General features: G+C 67.8%; 15 protein-coding genes, 1 tRNA gene and 2 pseudogenes. 11 read left to right on the forward strand and 7 right to left on the reverse strand.

Annotated elements, in window-relative coordinates; all coding sequences use genetic code 11:
• Positions 1-43: 43 nt before the first annotated feature.
• A complete protein-coding gene (locus FR943_RS22415; protein ID WP_217160482.1) occupies positions 44-1987 on the forward strand; it encodes an SNF2-related protein in 1944 nt (647 codons plus the stop codon).
• Here FR943_RS22415 and FR943_RS22420 read toward each other — a convergent pair.
• Positions 1971-3152: a DUF7159 family protein gene (locus tag FR943_RS22420; protein ID WP_217160483.1), complete on the reverse strand. Its 1182-nt coding sequence runs from the start codon at positions 3150-3152 to the stop codon at positions 1971-1973. The genes FR943_RS22415 and FR943_RS22420 overlap by 17 nt on opposite strands.
• Before the next feature lie 146 nt (positions 3153-3298).
• Here FR943_RS22420 and FR943_RS22425 point away from each other — a divergent pair, with 146 nt between their 5' ends.
• The 3 genes from FR943_RS22425 (at position 3299) to FR943_RS22435 (ending at position 5289) form a co-directional block, all read left to right on the forward strand.
• Positions 3299-3751 (forward strand): hypothetical protein, encoded by a 453-nt coding sequence (locus FR943_RS22425; protein ID WP_217160484.1) that lies wholly within the window; start codon positions 3299-3301, stop codon positions 3749-3751.
• Positions 3752-3844: 93 nt separating this feature from the next.
• On the forward strand, positions 3845-5002 hold the full coding sequence (locus tag FR943_RS22430) for an inorganic phosphate transporter (protein WP_217160485.1): 1158 nt from the start codon (positions 3845-3847) through the stop codon (positions 5000-5002).
• Entirely contained in the window at positions 4999-5289 is a 291-nt protein-coding gene (locus FR943_RS22435; protein WP_217160486.1) for a hypothetical protein, read from the forward strand. Before FR943_RS22430 ends, FR943_RS22435 begins: the two co-directional genes overlap by 4 nt.
• A 1-nt stretch (position 5290) precedes the next feature.
• On the opposite strand, the gene FR943_RS22440 is transcribed toward FR943_RS22435, so the two are convergent.
• Complete coding sequence (locus tag FR943_RS22440) at positions 5291-6151, reverse strand: cutinase family protein (protein WP_217160487.1); 861 nt, start codon at positions 6149-6151, stop codon at positions 5291-5293.
• A gap of 309 nt (positions 6152-6460) precedes the next feature.
• On the opposite strand from FR943_RS22440, the gene FR943_RS22445 reads away from it, so the two are divergent.
• Entirely contained in the window at positions 6461-8071 is a 1611-nt protein-coding gene (locus tag FR943_RS22445; protein WP_246585207.1) for a PE-PPE domain-containing protein, read from the forward strand.
• Here FR943_RS22445 and FR943_RS22450 read toward each other — a convergent pair.
• Positions 8062-8511 carry a VOC family protein gene (locus FR943_RS22450; protein WP_217160631.1) on the reverse strand — a complete coding sequence of 150 codons (450 nt, stop codon included), beginning with the start codon at positions 8509-8511 and terminating at the stop codon, positions 8062-8064. The two genes, FR943_RS22445 and FR943_RS22450, sit on opposite strands and share 10 nt — an antisense overlap.
• Positions 8512-8582: 71 nt before the next feature.
• Here FR943_RS22450 and FR943_RS22455 point away from each other — a divergent pair.
• Positions 8583-9983: pseudogene (locus FR943_RS22455) on the forward strand (HNH endonuclease signature motif containing protein); the annotation flags it as partial.
• 222 nt (positions 9984-10205) lie between these two features.
• Here FR943_RS22455 and FR943_RS22460 read toward each other — a convergent pair.
• Entirely contained in the window at positions 10206-11909 is a 1704-nt protein-coding gene (locus FR943_RS22460) for a DUF7937 domain-containing protein (protein WP_217160488.1), read from the reverse strand.
• Positions 11910-12053: 144 nt separating this feature from the next.
• On the opposite strand from FR943_RS22460, the gene FR943_RS22465 reads away from it, so the two are divergent.
• Together FR943_RS22465 and FR943_RS22470 are read left to right on the forward strand one after the other, a co-directional pair.
• On the forward strand, positions 12054-13964 hold the full coding sequence (locus FR943_RS22465) for a DUF7159 family protein (RefSeq protein ID WP_308170629.1): 1911 nt from the start codon (positions 12054-12056) through the stop codon (positions 13962-13964).
• A gap of 44 nt (positions 13965-14008) precedes the next feature.
• Positions 14009-14234 (forward strand): annotated as a pseudogene (locus FR943_RS22470) (hypothetical protein).
• A gap of 3 nt (positions 14235-14237) precedes the next feature.
• On the opposite strand, the gene FR943_RS22475 reads toward FR943_RS22470, so the two are convergent.
• On the reverse strand, positions 14238-15446 hold the full coding sequence (locus FR943_RS22475) for an RtcB family protein (RefSeq protein WP_217160490.1): 1209 nt from the start codon (positions 15444-15446) through the stop codon (positions 14238-14240).
• A 195-nt stretch (positions 15447-15641) separates the two neighbouring features.
• On the opposite strand from FR943_RS22475, the gene FR943_RS22480 reads away from it, so the two are divergent.
• A complete protein-coding gene (locus FR943_RS22480) occupies positions 15642-16232 on the forward strand; it encodes an NAD(P)-dependent oxidoreductase (protein ID WP_217160491.1) in 591 nt (196 codons plus the stop codon).
• 85 nt (positions 16233-16317) lie between these two features.
• Positions 16318-17868, forward strand: coding sequence for an adenylate/guanylate cyclase domain-containing protein (locus FR943_RS22485; RefSeq protein ID WP_217160492.1), 1551 nt, complete (start codon positions 16318-16320; stop codon positions 17866-17868).
• A gap of 81 nt (positions 17869-17949) precedes the next feature.
• On the opposite strand, the gene FR943_RS22490 is transcribed toward FR943_RS22485, so the two are convergent.
• A tRNA-Tyr gene (locus FR943_RS22490) sits at positions 17950-18032 on the reverse strand.
• 109 nt (positions 18033-18141) lie between these two features.
• Between FR943_RS22490 and FR943_RS22495 the strand changes: the two genes are divergently transcribed.
• Entirely contained in the window at positions 18142-18633 is a 492-nt protein-coding gene (locus tag FR943_RS22495; protein ID WP_217160493.1) for a YajQ family cyclic di-GMP-binding protein, read from the forward strand.
• A gap of 87 nt (positions 18634-18720) precedes the next feature.
• Here FR943_RS22495 and FR943_RS22500 read toward each other — a convergent pair whose 3' ends face one another.
• Positions 18721-20046 carry an LLM class flavin-dependent oxidoreductase gene (locus tag FR943_RS22500; protein WP_217160494.1) on the reverse strand — a complete coding sequence of 442 codons (1326 nt, stop codon included), beginning with the start codon at positions 20044-20046 and terminating at the stop codon, positions 18721-18723.
• Positions 20047-20055: the final 9 nt, after the last annotated feature.

A 20055-nucleotide genomic window follows, 5' to 3' on the forward strand; every position in this document is an offset into this window, starting at 1 on the left:
ACGTGCACCCGGACAGCCGCGGGTGGTGCGATGATGATGTGTCATGGACAGCGCCGATGCCGACGAGCTGATCCGCCACGCCGATGCCACCCTGGCCCGTGTCGGCAAACTCCGCGCCGTGGTCGCCGACCGGATTCACGCGAGCACCGACGACATCGTCACGCACGCCCTGAAATCAACACCGCTGGAACAGCTGCGCCCGTACCTGGCGCCCGGCGCGCGTCTCGGCGGGCTGGCCAACTCCGAGTACCGCACCGTCGCCGACGTCCACAGCGTCCCGGCCCGGCTGCTGACCCAGGTCCCCGGCGTCGACATCGGCGCCGCCCAGGCCGTGCAGGCAGCGGCCCAGGCCATGGCCGATCACCTGCGCGCCACCACCCGACCGCAACTGCGCGACGGCGACACCGGGCTACTGACCTCCCTGCTGACCCTGACCCAGGCCGACGCCCCGGTCAAACACCTGCGCCGGCTGATGCCGCGGCTGCGCAGCCGCACCGCGTCCGACCGGGTGGTGGACTCGGTGGCGGAACTGATCGGCCAGATCGAGGAGGCCCACCACCCCGAGGGCGACGCCTGGGCCACCTACCGGCTCAACCCCGGCCACGTCGACCGGATGCTGAGCGAATTTTCCTCCGGGACAACCGATGTGGACGCCGCACAAGGTTTCGTCGGGGCCGAGATGGCGGCCCAGGCCGACCAGACCGTGCTCAACCGCTCACTGCTGCATACCGAACTGCGCGGATATCAGGAATTCGGTGTGCGCTACGCGCTGGCCCGGGAACGAGTGCTGCTGTGTGACGACCTCGGGCTCGGCAAAACCCTGCAGGCACTTGCGGTCGCGGCACACCTGGCCGCCGAACAACGCCGCCACACCGTGGTGATCTGCCAGTCCAACACCGGAATCCATTGGGCCGCAGAGACTGCCAAGCACACAGCGCTGCGGGTGGTCGAGATCCGCGGCAGCCGGCGCGAAGACCGCCTGGACGAGTGGAAGTCCTCCGGCGGAGTGGCCATCGTGTCCTACGAGACCCTGCAGCGCATCAAACTGCCCGAACGGCCCAGCCTGGTCATCGTCGACGACGCCCACCTGCTGCGCGACCCGAAATCCGACCGGGCCCGCGCCGTACGCAACGTACTGACCTCCGACAACCGCGTGCTGTTCCTGTCCGGGGTGCCGATGCACCCGCGGATCGGCGGCTTCCGCCACCTGGCCGATCTGCTGCAACCCGACGTCGCAGGCAAGGTCGCGCCCAATGCCGGCGAGCGGGGCTCCATCGCCTTCCGCCGCGCGGTGGACCGGGTCTATCTGCGTCGCGACTACCGCGACGTCATCGACGAACTACCGATGCGGATCGCCACCGAGGAATGGGTGCGGCCCACCCGCACCGACCGGGAGCGCTACGGGCAGGCCGTCACCAGCGGCAACTTCAACGCGATCCGCCAGGCCGCCTGGCCGTCGGGCACCCCGACCCCGGGCGCCAAGCTGGACCGACTCGTCGAACTCGTCCACGAAGCCCACATCAACAGCGCCCGCGTGGTGGTGTTCTCACATTTTCCCGCGGTGCTCGACGTTGCGCGGAAAGCCTTGCCAGGAAACATTTTCGGACCCCTGGACGCATCGGTTCCCGATCAGCAGGCCGTCGTCGACGCCTTCGCCACCGATCGCGGCCCAGCGGTCCTGCTGGCCCACATCGGCGCCGGCGCCCTGGACCTCCGCCGGCTCAACGCCCCGGTCGTGATGATCATCGCCGAGCCACAATGGCGGCCGCGCACCGAACGGCAGGTGATCGGACGCACCCAACGCCTCAGCGAACTGCACACCGTGCGGATCCACCGACTGCTGGCCAAGGGCACCGTCGACGAACCGATCCGGCGCCTGGCCCACGACCCCGACCAGGCCCCGCCCCATCAGGACGAGGTGGTGCGCGCCGAGCAGGCCCGGCTGCAGCGGGCCAGGCTCACCGCCAAATTCAGTGGAACCGATTGATGATCGGAATGCGCTCGATGATCCGGTCCCGCAGCCGCGGCTGCGGATAGGTGACCGGCGGCGGCACATACGGCGGCGGGCTGTACACCGGTGCCGGCGGCGGCACATAAGCCGGCTCGGGCGCCGGCGGGGCCTGAGCGGGAGCCGGTGCCGGGGCGGGCGCCGCCGGCATTTCGGCGGGGGCGGCGGGCTTTTCGGCCGGAGCGGGGGGATTCTCAGGCGGCGCGGCCGGCTTCTCGGGCGCGGTGGCGGCCTTCTCGGGAGGGGTGGCGGCCTTCTCGATCTTCTCGAACTTGTCGACCTTCTGGACCGGCTTCTGCACCGGCTCAGACCGCGGCCCGGCTTCGGGTGCCGATTCTCCGATGACGGCCGCGTGCGTCGTCTCCGACACCGCCCCCGGGTGCAGGTGCACCCCGATGGCCGCGGAAGTGGCGACCACGAGCGTCACCAGCGCACCACCCACGACCGAGGACAAGGCGCCGACCTTGGTCCAGTGCACGGTCTTGGCGGGGGCGGCGGCAGCGGTGTTCACCGCCAGCGCCGCAGCCAGCCCCGCACCGCGGGCGAACGCCAGATCGGCTTCCACCGCGGTGATCACCGCGGTGGGCGTCGAGTCGGCCAGGGCCGTCACGAGCGGCTCATGGGCGTCGGAACCCAGCACGAACATCGCGCGCACCGGCCGGCCGGTCAGAGCCAGCAGGCCGGCGATGTCGGAGACGAACGTCTCGGAGCGTTCCACCCGGTCGGCGCTGACATCGTCGGGCGTCACGATCGCCACCACCGCGGCATCGGGCTCGACGATGCACACCGCGATGTCGTCATGCTCGGTGATCTCGGCGATGCCACTGGCCAGCATGCCGGCCGCTTCGATCTCCGAGACCGCGAAGACGTTTCCGTATCCGCGCGCATCCAGCGCCTGCATGATCGTGCCCGCCAAGGGCGCGGCGTCGTTCGTCCACGTCACGCCGATCGCATGAATCCGGTGGCCGCCGTCGAGCTCGGTGTCGTCGACCAAACCGCGCAGCAGGCCATCGGGGTCATAGGTGGCGGCATCCTCCAGGGAGATCGCGCCACGGTCGACCGGACGCCCCTCGCCCGTCGTGCCTCCGACGAGCACCCATCGAACGGCTCTCGAAGTCATCGCGAGGCCGAGCACGAGATCCATGTCGATCCCCCGATCTGCCTAGTCACTCGCTAGCCAGGCTACCGGTGTGACGGCGCTTACACGCGGCTGCGGCGAACTACCGCGCAAACAGTTGGCTCGCACAAGGGGCCGCACCCGCGGGCCCACAGGCCATAAGCTGGCTGCATATGAGGTACATCGCTGCCACCGTGGCCGTCACATCCGCGCTCGCCGGCTGCGCGGTCGCGGGCACCCCGACCTCCGCTCCGGTGACCGACGAATGGCGCGAGGCGGTGTTCGACGCCGTGGCCGGACTGGGCGCGCAGATGGGCCCGATCGGGGACGCCATGGTGACCCATGACCACGTCACCAACTACACCGCCATGCACAACGCCTGCACCGACCTGCGCGGCTACGTCGATGCGATGCAGACCAAGGTGCTGCCCGGACCCGACGTCAAGATCAACGACGCCCTGCAGGGCGGGATCGACGGGTTCCGCAGCATGGCCGACCAATGCGTGGCGCTGACGCCGGCGAACAGCTCCAGACGGCTGGACAAGCTGGCTCGCACGATGGACGAGGCCGACAAACACATCAAAGACGCCATCAAGATGCTGAACGCCGCGGTGCCGAAAAACTGACGGGGCCACCAGCGGGTTCACAGCAAGAAAGTGACCGAGACCTCAGCCAGTTAATTAGGTTCTCGTAGCGTTCTTGTTCAACAATTGTTCACCGTGTCGTTACAGTTCCTTCTGCTGTGCATTGTCGTGCTCACCGCACTGATGTTCGACTTCACCAACGGATTTCACGACACCGGCAATGCGATGGCGACCTCCATCGCCAGCGGCGCGCTCAAACCACGCACCGCAGTGGGACTCTCGGCGATCCTGAACCTGGTCGGCGCGTTTCTGTCCACCGCCGTGGCGGCCACCATCGCCAAAGGCCTCGTCGAGGCCGATCTGGTGTCGCTGGAGCTCGTGTTCGCCGGGCTCGTCGGCAGCATCCTGTGGAACCTGTTCACCTGGCTGCTGGGCATCCCGTCGAGCTCCTCGCACGCCCTCATCGGCGGCATCGTCGGCGCAATGATCGCCGCGGTGGGCGGCCACGGCGTGATCTGGCACGGGCTGGTGTCCACCGTGATCGTGCCGGCCCTGTTGTCTCCCCTGATCGCCGGCGTGGTGGCCGGCATCGCCAGCGCGCTGGTCTACCGCCTGATCCGCGGCCTGCCCGAAGACCGCACGATCGCCGCGTTCCGGTACGGGCAGATCGGCTCGGCATCGCTGATCTCACTGGCGCACGGCACGAACGACGCCCAGAAAACCATGGGCATCATCTTCCTGGCCCTCATCTCCTACGGCGCGGTCGACGAGTCGGCGACCATGCCCCCGTTCTGGGTGGTCGCGGCGTGCGCCGTGGCCATCGCCCTGGGCACCCTCTCGGGCGGCTGGCGCGTCATCCGCACCCTGGGCAAAGGTCTCGTCGACACCGAAGCACCGCAGGGCATGGCCGCCGAAGTCTCCTCGGCGGCAACGATTCTGCTGTCCAGCCACTTCGGCTACTCGCTGTCGACCACCCACGTCGCCACCGGATCGATCCTCGGCAGCGGACTGGGCCGACGCACCGAAGTCCGCTGGGGCGTCGCCCGGACCATGGCCACCGCGTGGCTGATCACCCTGCCCGCCGCCGGCTTGGTCGGAGCGCTCACCTACTTCCTCGTGCACGGCATCGGCGGCACCGCCGGACCGCTGCTCGGATTCCTGGCCCTGATCGCCTCGACTGTGCCCATCTGGCTCAAGTCCCGTAAACCTCCGATCGACCACAAGAACGTCAACGATGCGTGGCAGGGCAGCCTCACCGCGGTAGACGCACGTCAGGAACGGAACCTCGCATGAGCGCCTGGATCAATCTCGCAGCAGTCAGCAAGATCCTGATCTTCGGCTTGCTGGTGGGCGCGTCGGTGCCGACCCTGTTCGCTCTCGGCGTGCGGCTACACATCACCAACAGTGGTGCCGTCGCCGACGGGCACAGCGGGCGGGCGCGTTTCCTGGTCGGGCTCAGCTGGGCGATCTTCGCGCTGGTGCTGGTGGTCGTCATCACCGGTGTGCTGTTCATCGCCAACGACTTCATCGGCCATCACACCGGCCTCTACCTGTTCGGCAGCCGGGCGCACGGCGAATAAGTCAGGCCAGCGGCGCGACGGGTGATGGTGGCGCCGGGGCGGGCGCAGCCGCCGGGGCGGGTGCGACGGGTGTGGGGGCCGGACCAGGCAGGTTCTGCGGCGCCGGGCCCATGTGCTGCACCGGCTGGGTGGACTGCGCCGGCTGCGGACGGGCCGGGCCTGAACCCACCAGCGTGGCCGGGGGCGGCGGTTCGGCGGGTTCGGCGGCCTCTGCTGCCCAATAGTCCTGAAGCTTGCTCGCGGCGAAGGAGGCACCCTGGGCCACCAGGCCTTCCTCGGCGTACTGGGTGTGGATGCCGAAACTGCGGCCCTGCGGATCGCACACCAAATCGTCGTCGACACACAGGTCGATGGCCTTGGTCGTGTAATTGGGGCCGACGACGATCGACGGGTTGTTGATCATCTTCATGAAACGGGTTGACGGTTTGCCGAACAACGCCACCGCCGCAACATGGTCGGCCAACTCGGGCGGCATGGGTGCCGGGACCTTGTCCGGTGAAATCCCGTCCGGCACAACGCTTGCGGTGACAAAGCCGACCACGGCCGCGCCCTGGGAAAACCCGCCGAGCACCATCTTGGTGTCGGGACACAGCGTGGCAGTCGACACGATGCGCTCCCGCGCGTCGGCGATTCCCTGTACCGCAGTGGGGAAATCGGTGCTGGCCGGGTAGTCGACGGGATACACCTCCACCGACTTCGGCGCGACGTTGGCCCGCAACGATTCGATGAATGCCTCGCCGGTGTCCCCCACGCCTGGCGCTTCCATGGTGCCGCGGGCGAATATCACCTCAGCATCCGGACAGGGTGCCGCATTGGCGGACGGCATCGACACACTGCTCAGCACGGAAGCCGCCCCCGCCATGACGGCTACCCCGGCACTTCCGAATCTCCCCACCATTGCATGTTGACACAGCACCGCATCCAGCGCGCGTCGACGTTTCGGAGGCATAGAGTTCCCTCAAGAACCAACGAGAACTCTCAGGAAACGGGACTGCCGACGCGGCTGCGCGCACACCCGAGTCAGCCCACTCCTGCCTGCCTTCGACATCGAATTCGGTGCATTTCCCTGCCAATCGGTACCGAGAGGGCGCAGCATCGAACGCATCCGAGGCTGAATGAACCCTCGGGAAGCGGTCACGCCGCCATCACATGCGATGAGAAAAGTGGGGGGATGCGCATGATGCGCAGGGGGTTGTCCATGCTGTTGGCCGGCGGAGTCGTCGCCGCGTCCGTCGGGGTCGGCGTCAGCACGCCCACCGCCACGTACAGCGCTTCGGTTCGGTTGGCGGGTACCACGATCGGCGTGGGGCCGTCCTTCGAAGGATTCGGGTTGTCCATCCCGCTGCCCTTCTACGGCGGCGTCGTGCCCGACGGCGATTCCTTCCACACCGTCGCCTACCCGGCGCAGATGACCGTCAGCATCCCGATCATCTCGGATCTGCCTGGGCTGTCAGATATTCCGTACTGGCCGCAGTCGCTGAAACGGTCCGAGCAGATCGGAGCCGGCTACCTCTTGCAGGACATCGCCGCCGCGCCGACCGGCGACAAGTTGACGATCATCGGATTATCGCAAGGCACCGAGGTGGCCGAGCTGGCTCGGACCGCGATGGCCAAAGTCCCCAATTACGTTGCCAATGCCGATAACTACGAGTTCGTCCTCATCGGCAATCCGTATCAACCCAACGGCGGCCTCTTGACACGCTTCACGGCCTGGAAGGACCTGCCGATCCTGGGCGACCTCTTCCCGCTCGGCCGCCCAGGGCCATCCGACAGCCCGTTCAAAACCACGTACTACCAGAATCAATACGACGGTGTCGTCGACTTTCCCGCGTATTTCAACCTGCTGTCTATCGCTAACCAGGTGCCCGGGATGTTGTTCGGGCATGTCTTTCCCGGATATGTGCTGGAGCGCCCCGACACCGCCAACGCGGTGGTCACTCAGGTCGGCAACACCACGTACGTGATGCTGCCGCAATATCTTCCGCTGCTCGCCCCGCTGCGCATCCCGGCGTCCCTGATCGGGGCGGAACGTTTTGTCGACGCCATCGACCCGGTGCTGCGGGTGTTCGTCGAGATGGGGTACGACCGCACGGCCGATCCCAGCCTGGTCAAGGAGTTCAGCTGGACCACGCCCGAAGAAAAGGTGCAGGAAGCCCTCGACGCACTGCCGGGCGCATTTGCGCAATCGTTGGCGATCCTGGGCGGCGAGCCTTACGTCCCCACACTGCCGGCGCCGGTTGTCTCCGGCGCCGAACCCAGCCCGTGGATCGAGCATCCCATCGATCCGGTGGACGACTCCCCGTGGGCGCACGCGGTACGCCACGCGGTGGAGGACCTGACGCGATCGCTGTCCGAGGCCACCCGACCGCTGGCCGACGTGTTCCAGGCCATCGGCGGTGCCACGTCGCCGCAGAAGGCTGCCGAGCCGGACGACGACCGCGTTCCGGTGCGAACCACGGAGCCCGAAGCAGACGAGGCGCCGCAGGCAGACCGGCGGAGTCGGCACACCCCGAATCGACCAAACGCCCCGCACACCGAATCGTCGAAGCAACGGTTACGTGCGGTCACGGACGCGCCGAGGTCGACGAAACCTGAGTCGGCGGGCAAGACGACGGGCAAAACAGCGGGCAAGACCACCCACCCGGGTGGGGCCGGCACGTCGCCACAAAGCGAGCGCTCCGGTGCCGCTTCGGCACACTCGGCAAAGCCGGCTTCGAAAACGCCACACACCAAGCGTGACCGGCCCTCCAAGCACAAGAGCGCACACGCACGTCAGCGCTGAAGCGCCGGTTTCTTCAGCTCCTCGGCGAGCATCACCAGGATGCCGCTGGGACCGCGGACATACGTGAGCTTGTAGGTGTCCGCATAGGTCGCCACGCCGCGCAGCGGACGACATCCGTGCCGCGCGGCGACCTCGAGGGCGCGGTCGAGATCGTCGACCGAAAAGGCAATGCGGTGCATGCCGATCTCGTTGGGCCGCACCGGTGTCGACTCGATGGCCGCCGGGTGGAGGTACTCGAAGAGCTCGATGTGACCGTGACTGTCTGGGGTCGCCAGCATCGCGATGTTGGCGTGGTTGCCATCAAGGCCGACGGCAGTATCGGTCCACTCACCGCGGACCGTGTCACGGCCGACGAGCGTCAGCCCAAGATCGGTGAAAAAGGAGATCGCTGCCTCCAGATCACGAACGGCGATGCCCACATTCTCAAGTTTGATGGCCATGCGTCGCACGCTACGACCCTGCCGAAAGTTCGAGTCAGAAACTTGTCGGTGCTCGAATTTATGTTCGATGAATGGAGTCGGGTGCGGTGCAGGCGGTGGCGGGGTTACGGGCCGCGTTTGAGGCGTTCGCTGCCTGTGATTTCGGGTCGCTGACCCGCGCGCAGGTGGTGGCGGTGCTCGATGAGTACGAAACCCTGACCTGCCAACTGCCGGCCCCGCGCCATGCGTTGCTGGCCGTCCTGCAGGCGCAGGCCACCCCGAAGGAGTTGGGGGCCAAATCCTGGAACGCGGTGCTGCGGATCCGGTGGCGGCTGTCCAGCGGTGAGGCCGGGCGCCGCCTGGCAGACGCCGCGCAGTTGGGGCCCCGCCGCGGCCTGACCGGCCAACCGTTGCCCCCGGTGCTGCCGGCGGTGGCCGCCGCCCAAGCCGCCGGGTTGATCAACCCCGATCATGTCAGCGTGCTGCGCGACGCGGTCGCTGACCTGCCGGGCTTCGTCGACACCACCACCGCCGAACAGTTCGAGGTCGATTTGGTGGGTACCGCGGCCGGGGTGGGCCCCAAAGAACTCAAAGACACCGCCGCGCTGCGACTGTTCCTGCTCGATCAGGACGGCCCCGAACCCGATGACACCGAACGCGCCCGCAAACGCGGGGCCTCGATGGGCAAACAGGGCCGCGACGCCATGACCACGTTGACGGCCAACATGACCCCCGAAACCGCCGCGGTGTGGGAGGTACTGTTCGCCAAATTCGCCGCCCGCGGGATGTGCAATCCCGACGACGAACAACCCTGCGTGTCGGGGACCCCCAGCCAAGCCCAGATCGACAACGATCACCGCAGCCTGGCCCAACGCCAACACGACGCCCTACTGGTGATCGGACGGATCGCGTTGATGACCCCGGACCTGGGAAAACTCAACGGGCTACCGGTATCGGTGATCATCCGCACCACCTTGCAAGATTTGGAATCCCGCGCCGGGATCGGCCTCAGCGGTGGCGGTATCAAAATCCCGATCCGTGACGTGATCCGGATGGGTGGCCACGCGAACCATCATCTGGCGATCTTCGACAAGGCCACCGGGGCGGCGCTGAACTATTTCCGGGCCCGCCGCATCGCCAGCCCGGCCCAACGCATCATGCTCATCGCTCGCGACGGGGGATGTACGAAACCGTGCTGCAGCACTGGGCCCTACGGCTCCCAGGTCCACCACGCGGTCACCGACTGGGCCGACGGCGGCAACACCAACGTCGACGAGATGGCCTTGGCCTGCGGACCCGACAACCGTCTGGTCCACACCGACGGTGGCTACACCACTAGCATCAACGACCACGGCGACGTCGAATGGCAACCACCACCAGGCCTGGACCACGGCCAAGCCCGCATCAACTACCACCACCGCCCCGAACTGCTGCTCACCCCACCAGAAAACACCCCACAGCGGCCACCGGAGCCAGCATCCAAGTCAGACGCGACACCTCAGCCCCGACCAGACCCCACGTGGGAGAGCGATCAAGACCCGATCTGCAACCAGGACTGCAACCGGGAATGGGATCCGGACTGGGGGCCGGACTGGACCCTGGACTGGAACACCGCCGACTGGGACACACCCACCCAGATCAACTCAGCTCAACACCCACACCAACCGGCAGGAAACCCTCGACAACCACGACAACACCAAGGCAGTACGCGGACCCTAGCCCTGAGACGGTGGGCGCGGCGGACGGCGCTGGATTCGCAGCGCCTCCGTCGGCACCTGCAGATCGGTGGTCGGCGGTGCGGCCAGCACTGTCGTCGAGTCTTCTTTCAGCCGAACGATTCTCGGTACCGCTGCCACCTTGGGCTGCCGGGCGATGGTGGGCGGGGCCGACGCGTCAGGGCCGGGAGCAGCCTTGGCCGTGGCGGGCGACTCGGCGGAGACCGACTTGCCCGCACCCGACTTGGCCGCAACTGACTTCGCCGCAACTGACTTGGCGGCACGGGTTTCGCGGCGCCCCAGGTACCCGACGAACGGCCCGGTGAAGACCATCACGACCAACACCAAGAAGCTCAATACACAGACCGCCACGTCGAAGGTGCTGGTGATCTGCTGGGCCAGGTTGTTGCCGTATATCGCTGCCGGCGCCGGCCCGGCATAGCGCGGCGCCAAGGCCACCCCGATCGCCACATTGGCGGCCGTGAAGACGAACACCACCGCACTGAAGGCGGCGGCGACGGTGGTCGACGTCACGCCCTTTTCCAGCTGGCGGTGCAGCCACCGCGCCACCAGCCCGGTGACCAGGTTGAATCCCGTCATCGCGACACTGTCGTACAGCGCGCGAGGCAGGTCGAGTGACAGGGCGATCACAAAGTCCGCGACGCGCAGCAGCGCGGCGGCGAACGCCCAGAAAGCGATGAGCGTCAGACACTTCTGCGCGGCGCCACGGTAGGCGCCGATGGTCGGCGGTTTGATCAGAAAGACCGCGTACAGCGTCGTCGGCGCCACGATGGCGGCACCGGCCGCCCAGGCCAGGTACCCCTCGTACCCCACCGCCGCGGTCGAGGTGTTCTGCGCGATGCCGTGGAAGGCGTCGATATCGCGGCCGATGCCGATCAACCAGACCAAGGTGGCGGCGATGGCGCCCGAAACACCGATGGCCGTCGTGGCCAGCCGAGCCGCCCCGGTGCGCTCGGTGAGCCACCGCGAGGCGATGACCAGCGCGATCATCGCCTCCGCCCCGTAGAGCACCGTGGTGACGATGACCGCGACGTCGTGACCACCGAACGGTGCCTCGGTGACGAATAGATAGCGAAGCCGCCAGTAGACGTTGAACGCCACCGACAAGGTGGCGAGTGCGATCGAGACAAAACCGATCACCCGCGAGACGGTGTACCAGCGGCGAAACCTGTTGTCCTCGATCGTGATCGACGTGATGGGCGGCTGTGCGGCCAGCAGGGCGCCGGCCACGCCGAGCAGCAGACCCGGCCCCACCCCCGGCGGCACCGCGCCGGTTCCGCCGTTGCGCGCGGTCTGCAGCATGTGAAAGCCGACGAACCCGACGACCACCACGAAGTAGGCGATAGTGAGCGCGAGTCGGATTCGGCTGGTGCGCCGGACGTCCGATTGCGCTGCGCTCAGCCGGAACGGCCCGAGATGCGGGGCCAGTGCGGCACCGATCGCGAGCACCGTCACCACGGCCAGCACGCGGAACGTCGACCCGTCACTACCCGGGACACCGACGCCGAACTCCAGGCTCCACGGCAGCAACAGCCCGACGATCAACAACGCCACCGCGAGGCCGTCGCGCACCCGGTTGGCCCGGGACGGCACGTAGCCAACCCGCGGCGACCGCGCCACGACCGGCGCCGCCATCGTCTCCACCGCGACGGTGGCGGCCGCGTCGTAACGCTCGTCGCTCACGTACCGATTCCTCTCTATGAGTGACACTGCACGGAATTCCACCAGGGTGCTCACTTTTGCGCCGACTGACAAGCAGCGCCTGTGCGGTAGCTTGGAATTGTCCGTCGGAGCTCGTACGACAAGCATGAGACGAGGAGTGGAACCGTGGACGTAGTCCTCGGGGTGGCGGTCACCGGGCGTGTGGCGCGCCTGGCGATGATCGGTTCGCCCGCGAGCGGCGGCGAGGTTCTGGACCAGTACGCGCTCGATTTGCCCGATGACCTTGTCGCCGAGATGTCGGAGCTGGCCGAGACCATCATCGGCACATACGCCGCGGTGGCCGAGTCCGGCAACCAGGTTGCCGCGACGCGGTTGTGCCTGCCTGACGAGTCGGCAGCCAACACCCTGCGACAACGGGTGATCGACGCCAGCGTGCCCAACGTCGAAGTGGTGACCGAAACCGAAGCCGCCGCGGCCCTGGCGGTCGGCGTCGGCGCCGACGCCGCGCTGCTCCTCGCCGACGATGACACGGTGTCGCTGACGGTGGTTGGCCACGATGCCGACGCACCCGCATCGACCTCCCCGTTCGCCACGACGACGTTGGCCACCGCACCGATCGGCACCGCCGGGCCCGCGGCCGCCTGCGCCGCGGTGCTACAGGGCCTGCCCGCCGACGAGGCCCCCAGCCGGGTGGTCCTGGTGGGGCAACGCCTCGACCTGGATTCCGTTGCCGCAGAGCTGAGTTCGACTGCGCCCGTCGAGGTGCTGCCGGATGCGGGCTATGCGATCGCCCGAGGTGCGGCCCAATTGGTGGGCGACATCGCACCCGCCGGCGCAGCCACCCAGATGGCGCCGGTTCTCGACGCGACCCAAATGGCACCTGCTGCCACCGACGCCACCCAGATGGCACCTGCGGCCTCTGACGCGACGCACATGGCCCCCGCCGCCTCGGATGCCACCCAGATGACGCCGGGGAGCGTGGATTCCGCGGCGGTCGGGCCCGACCTGGCCTACTCCCAGGAAGCTGCCGAGGAACCCTGGGCCGACGAGATGCCGATGGACGCGGTCGGCGAATTCGTCCCCGAGCAAGAGGATGACCCCGACTACACCACCGTCATCGCGCCCCCGCCGCCGCGGATGCTGCTGATGGGCAGCGCCTTGGCGTTCGTCGTGGTCAGCTTCGCCACATTGGCCGTCACAGTCGCGATCAACGTCCGGCCGGCGGCCGACGTGCGCGCCCAACCGGCGCCGGCCGAACAGTCCGACACCGTGCCCGGACGCTACCTGCCACCGGTGCCGCACGAGCCGGATCCGGTGGCGCTGCCCGTTTCAGTGCTGACGCCGGCACCCGCTGCTCCGGCGGCACCCAAGGTGCGCTCAGACGTCGGCGATCAACCGGTCAACCAGCCGCCCGTCATCACGCCGCCACCGGCCGCACCGCCGGTGGCCCCACCCGCCCCGCCTGCTCAAGGCCCGGCACCCGTTCCAGTCCCGATACCCGTACCGGTTCCGATCCCGCTGCCGCCAGTGGTGTGGCCGACGCTGCCGGAACCGTGGCAGCCCGTGACACCCACCACCGTGCCGACCACTCCCCCGACCCCCACCACGACGCCGGCAACGACGACGACGGCACCGCCCACCACCACGGCGCCACCCACAACAACGGCACCGCCCACCACGACGGCGCCGCCGACCACCACGGCACCGCCCACGACAACCGTGGCCCCGCCGCGCACCTCCGACGTCCCGGCGCCGCCGACGCACACGTCAGAGGCACCGGTTCCGGCCGCCGAGCCGCCGACCCAGACCGTGCCCGCCTACACACCCCCGGCCGAAGTGCCGACCACTCAGGTCCCGACAATGCCGCAATACCCGTCCGGCGGCAGTGCATCCGGCGGCAATGCGTCCGGCGGCAGTGCATCCGACGGTGGCTCCTCGAGCGACTCGGGCAGCGGGTCGTCGTCCGGTGGCGGCGGCCTGTTCGGCGGCGGCCGTGGCTCAGGGAGCGGTAGCGGCTCCGGTGGATCCGGCAGCTCCGGCGGCGCACCGGTGACGACAATGCCCGCCAGCCCGTAGCAGCACCCCCGCCATAGCCGTCACGAGCTCGAAAGGACCCCGCAGTGGCCAAGAAGCGCTGGAAAGAGCTGTCCCCCCAAGGCCAAGACCGCCGTCATCGTGGTGGCGGCCGTCGACGCCGGTTTGCGGGCGTGGGCACTGCGTGACCTCGCCGGCCGCCAACCGGATCGGATCAACGGGCCGAAGTGGTTGTGGGGCAGCGCGCTCGGAGTGCTGAGCACCTCGGGTGTGGTGCCGGCGGTCTACCTGGTTGCCGGCCGTAAGTCCTGACCCTCAGGTGCCCTTGACGTTGAGCACCTGGCGCAGCTCGTGCTCGACCTCGATGAGGCTCTCGGCATCGGCCATCACCACGTCGATGTCCTTGTAGGCGTCCGGGATCTCGTCGACCCACTGTTCGCCATGGCGGTATTCGATGCCCTGCATCCGCCGTGCGAGATCGTCGGCAGTGAACCGGCGGCGCGCCTCGTTACGCGAGAACCGGCGCCCGGCGCCGTGCGGGGCCGAGCACAACCCGGCCGCATTTCCCTTACCGCGCACCACATATGAGCGGGTGCCCATGCTGCCAGGGATCAGCCCCATCACGCCGGCGTGCGCGTCGATGGCGCCCTTGCGGGTCAGCCACACCTCACGGCCGCCGTGCTGTTCCTTGCGGGAATAGTTGTGGTGGGTGTTGATCCGCTCGACCTCGAAGTCACCCGCGGTGTGCGGTTCGTCGAGCTGCCCGTAGCCCATCCAGGCCGCGAACACCCACATGTAGCGGTCCATCATCTCGGCGCGGTTCTCGAAGGCAAACCGCTGCGCCCAGTTGAGCTCTCGCAGGTAGCCGTCGAACTCCTGAGTGCCCTGAGGCAGGTAGGCGAGGTCAGGGTTCGGCAGATCGATCCACCACCGCTTCATGAGCTTCTGCGCGATCTTGATGTGCTTCTGGGCGATCTTGTTTCCCACCCCACGCGAACCGGAATGCAGGAACAGCCACACCCGGTCGCGCTCGTCCAGGCAGAGTTCGATGAAGTGGTTGCCGCCGCCGAGGGAACCCAGTTGCTCGCGCCACTTGGGCGAGTGCGTCAGGTCGATCCCGCCCCGCTCGGCCAGGTGTGCAAGGTCAGTGATGCGGCCCTGGGTGAACGGGAACCGGGTCAACGTGTCGTTGTAGTTGCCCGGGGACAACGGGATCGCCGACTCGATCGCGGTTCGCAGCGCAGCCAGGTCACGCCCGGCGATGTCGGTGACGGTGAATTCGGTGCGGGCGGCAATCATGCCGCAGCCGATGTCGACGCCGACCGCGGCCGGGATCACCGCATCGATGGTCGGGATAACGGTGCCGACGGCTGACCCCTTACCGCTGTGGGCATCGGGCATCAACGCGACATGTGGGTGCACGAACGGCAGCGCGGCGGTCTGCTTCGCCTGCTCGACGGTGTTGTCATCGATCTGGCTGGCGAAGTTCACCAGCTTGGCACCGACGACGGAGTGCGCGGTCATGCCCTCGATTCTGCCGATGCTGTCCAGTGCTTTGCCGCGTTGGGTCGCCGACCTCCTCGGGCCGGCTGCGGATGCGGCGTGACGCACAGCCGGGTTGGCGATGTGCCGAGAATCACCAGGTCAGCGGCCCACACAAGGTAGATAGATGATCTAAGCTTTAGGGAGCCGAAAATTGCTCAGATTACGGAGAATTCGATGACTGCCCAACTCGACCACTTGGACCTGGACCTGCACGACCTGGCGCCCCGCACCGCCGGCGGTATCGCGCCGTGTGCCGGCGTGGTCGGGCTGGGCATGTTCGGCGGTGGCGTGGCGGTGAGCCTGGAGAGCCGCGGCCGCATCCCGGTCGTGCACGACGTCCGCACGGAGGCAGCCGAAGAACTCGGTCTGGCCTTGGCGGTGCCGACCCCGGCGGAAGTGGCCGAGGTAAGTGACGTGGTGCTGATCGCTGTCGTCGACGCCGCCCAGGTGCGCGAGGTGTTGCACGGCGACGACGGCGTACTTGCCGGTTCCCGACCGGGTTTGATCGTGGTGCTGCTGTCCACCGTCTCGGTGCCCGAGGTGCGGGCTTTCGCACAGGAGTGCCGCTCTTACGGCGTGGAACTGTTGGATTGCGCTGTGGCCCTGGGTGATCAGGCCGCGCACGACGGCATGGTGGCCATGGTCGGCGGTGACGACGACACCGTGGCGCGCGCCATGCCGGTGCTGGCCGACTTCGCCGACAAGGTCGTGCATTGCGGACCGCTCGGCGCCGGGTTGTCGACCGAGATCCCGGCAACGTACTGACATAAGGCAGCCGGCGCACCGCAGGCGGCAAAAGCCCCCTTCTCGAACCGCCGCGACCAGCACCTCTGTCAATTACTCTTGGGCAATGGCGGAGACGTCATACGCGCCTTGCGGCGACCTCAGCCTGGCCTGCCAGGTGTTCGGCGACGGACCCGTCGAACTGATCTTCGTCGGGCCAGTGGTCAGCCATATCGAGATGTTCTGGGCCATGCCCGAATTCAAGGCTTTCTTCGATCAACTCGCCACGTTCTGCCGGGTTGCCCTGTTCGACAAGGCCGGGGTCGGCATGTCGGATCCGGTCCCCAAGGTTCGTACGCTCGACGATCGCGCGGCCGAAATCGAGGCCATCATGGATTTCGCCGGCTTTGTGAAACCCGCCGTGTTCGCCATGAGCGAGGGTGGAGCCGCCTCCCTGCTGTTCACCGCGAAGCGGCCGGAACGGGTGCGCGCGTTGATCCTGTACGGCTCGTACGCCGCCGTGTTGGGATGCCGATGGGAAGATATCGACGCCGATCCGGTGGAGTTGCGGGCACGTGCGGTCGACGAGGTCGGTGAGCAGTACAGCCCGACGACGGCACAGATCGAGCGCATGCAGGCGCTCGCCCGGGCCGGTCGCTCGGCATGGGGCACCGGCGCGGCGATCAAATGCATGTTCCCGTCGCTCCGCTCGGCCCGGCAGGGCGCGATGATGGAACGGATGTCCGCCAGCCCGGGGATGATGCGGGCATCGATGGAATCGACCTTCAACATCGATGCCCGGCCGATCCTGCCGGCGATCGCCACACCGACCCTGGTCGTCCATGCCCGTGACGAACCGCTGCCTGTGCAGTACGGCCGCTACCTCGCCGATCACATTGCCGGGGCGCGCTACCTCGAAGTCGACGGCCGAGACCACGCCCCGTGGTTCACCGAGCCGCACCGAATCCTGACCGCCATCGAGGAACTTCTCACCGGGATGCACGCCGCGCCGTCCCTGGGCCATCGAGCGCTGCGTACGGTGCTGTTCACCGACATCGTCTCCTCGACCGAGCACGCCTCGGCAGCGGGCGACGAGCAGTGGCGCGCGGTGCTCGAACGCTTCGGCACCACCACCGCGGAACTCACCGAACAGTTCGACGGCTCGCTGGTGAAGAGCACGGGAGACGGCCACCTCAGCACGTTCGAAGGGCCGACCCACGCGATCCGCTGCGCCGAGGCGGTGCGCAGCGAGGCCGAGACGCTGGGCATCGAGATCCGGGCCGGCATCCACACCGGTGAATGCGAGCTCATGGACGGTGACGTCGGCGGTATCGCCGTGCACATCGCGGCGCGGATCCTCGGCCAAGCCGGGGCCGGCGAGATCCTCGTCTCACGTACCGTGCGCGATCTGGTCGTGGGCTCGGGCACCTCCTTCGAGGACCGCGGCACCGTGGAGCTACGCGGTGTGCCCGGTGACTGGCAGCTGCTGGCGGTGCATCGAGACGGTGCACGGCCGGTATCGGCGGAGGCCGAGCTGGCGGCCATCCCGACCCCCGGCCCACAGGCTTCGATGCACCCGTCCGATCGGGCGGTCAATCTGATGGCGCGGCGGGCGCCGTGGATCCTGCGGGGTATGGCCCGGCTGGCCCCGGCCACGGTGCGCGAACGGACGCCCTGATCGTTTGTGGTGTCGTCGTTCCAGGAATTGCGGGGCCCGGAAACCAACCAGGCCCCCTCCGAAGAGGGGGCCTGGTGTGGGTGGCAGATGCAGGATTCGAACCTGCGTAGGCGTAAGCCGACGGATTTACAGTCCGCTCCCATTGGCCGCTCGGGCAATCTGCCTGGTGTCGCGCCGCCGGAGTTTCCGGTTTGGTGCGACTAGCAGGGTACAACGAGGATGTACCCAAGTTACAAACCGGCAGGACTCACCGAGGGAAGGGAGAGGCATCCAATGGCGGATTCCAGCTTCGACGTCGTCAGCAAGGTCGATCGTCAGGAGGTCGATAACGCGCTCAACCAGGCCGCCAAGGAGCTGTCCACCCGGTTCGACTTCCGCGGCACCGACACCAGCATCGCCTGGAAGGGCGACGAGGTGATCGAACTCACCTCCAGCACCGAGGAGCGGGTCAAGGCCGCCGTCGACGTGTTCAAGGAGAAACTGGTCCGCCGGGGCATCTCGATGAAGGCCTTCGACGCCGGCGAGCCACAGTCCAGCGGCAAGACCTACAAGGTGACCGGCGACATCAAGGAGGGCATCACAAGCGAGCAGGCCAAGAAGATCACCAAGCTCATCCGCGACGAGGGCCCCAAGGGCGTCAAGGCCCAGATCCAGGGCGACGAGATCCGGGTCAGCTCCAAGAAGCGTGACGACCTGCAGGCCGTCATCGCCCTGCTCAAGGGTGCCGACCTGGACGTGGCATTGCAGTTCGTCAACTACCGCTAGCAGTGGGGCGCGCCGAGCGTGCGTGGAATGCTGGCTCGCCACGGAGTGGCGGCCAGCAGACACGCACGCTCGCCGGGCAAAGGGAGGCTAGGCGGCAGTGACCGTGTAACGGCTGGGCCGGTGCGCCAACCCGTAGTGCCCGCGCAGCGTCGTCGCGGTGTAGTCGGTCCGGAACAGTCCGCGCCGCTGCAGGATCGGCACCACCTGCCCGACGAAATCCTCCAGACCACCGGGCAGATACGGCGGCATGATGTTGAAGCCGTCGGCCGCGCCCTCGGTGAACCACAGCTCCAGGTTGTCGGCCACCTGCTCGGCGGTGCCGGCGAAGGTCCGGTGCCCCCGCCCGCCACCGAGCTTGGCGATCAACTGCCGCACGGTCAGCGACTCACTGCCGGCCAGATCCTTGACCAGTTGGTAACGGCTCTTGTTGCCCTGAATCTGTTCGATGGGCGGCAGCGCCGGCAGCGGGGCATCCAGCGCGTGGGCGGTCAGATCCACGCCGAGCATCTGCGAGAGCTGACGCAGCGAGTATTCCGGTGAGATCAGGTCGGTGAACTGCTGTTCGAGCTCGAGCGCCGCCGCTTCGGTGGGCGCGATGAACGGCACGATGCCGGGCAGGATCTTCACGTCGTCGGCGCTGCGGCCGAACTTCACCGCGCGACTCTTCACGTCGCGGTAAAACGCCTTCCCGTCCTCGACCGAGCGCTGCGCGGTGAAGATCGCCTCGGCATACCGGCTCGCGAAATCCCTGCCGGACTCCGAGGATCCGGCCTGCACCAACAACGGACGCCCCTGCACGGGCCGCGGGGTGTTCAGCGGGCCCTGCACTGTGAAGTGCTCGCCGTGGTGGTTGATCGGATGCACCCGATCCGGGTCGGCGAAGATCCCCGTCGTCTCGTCGAGGACCAGCGCGTCGTCCTCCCAGCTGTCCCACAATGCCGTGGCCACATCGACGAATTCAGCTGCGCGGCGATACCGGCCGGCGTGGTCCGGAATACCGTCGATCCCGAAATTGGCCGCTTCGTCCGCACCGGCCGAGGTGACGATGTTCCACCCGGCACGCCCACCGCTGATGTGGTCCAGCGACGCGAAACTGCGGGCCAGCGTGTAGGGCTCGAGGTAGCCGGTGGTGGCCGTGGCGATCAGCCCGACGCGCTCGGTGACCGTGGCCATCGCGGTCAGCAGGGTGATCGGTTCGAAGATCGCCTGCGTGTTGTGCTTCACCCGCGGGTCCACGGCGAGCCCGTCGGCGAAGAACACCGAATCGAGCTTGCCGCGCTCGGCCAACTGGGCCAGCCGCTGAAAGTGCGTGACGTCGGTCAGGTTTCGCACGTCGGTGCGCGGGTGCCGCCACGCCGCCTCGTGGTGGCCGACCCCCATCAAGAAGGCGTTGAGATGAAGCTGTCGCGTCATGGTTCTCCT

The sequence above is a fragment of the [Mycobacterium] fortunisiensis genome (assembly GCF_019050325.1).
In the GTDB taxonomy this organism is placed as follows: domain Bacteria; phylum Actinomycetota; class Actinomycetes; order Mycobacteriales; family Mycobacteriaceae; genus Mycobacterium; species Mycobacterium fortunisiensis.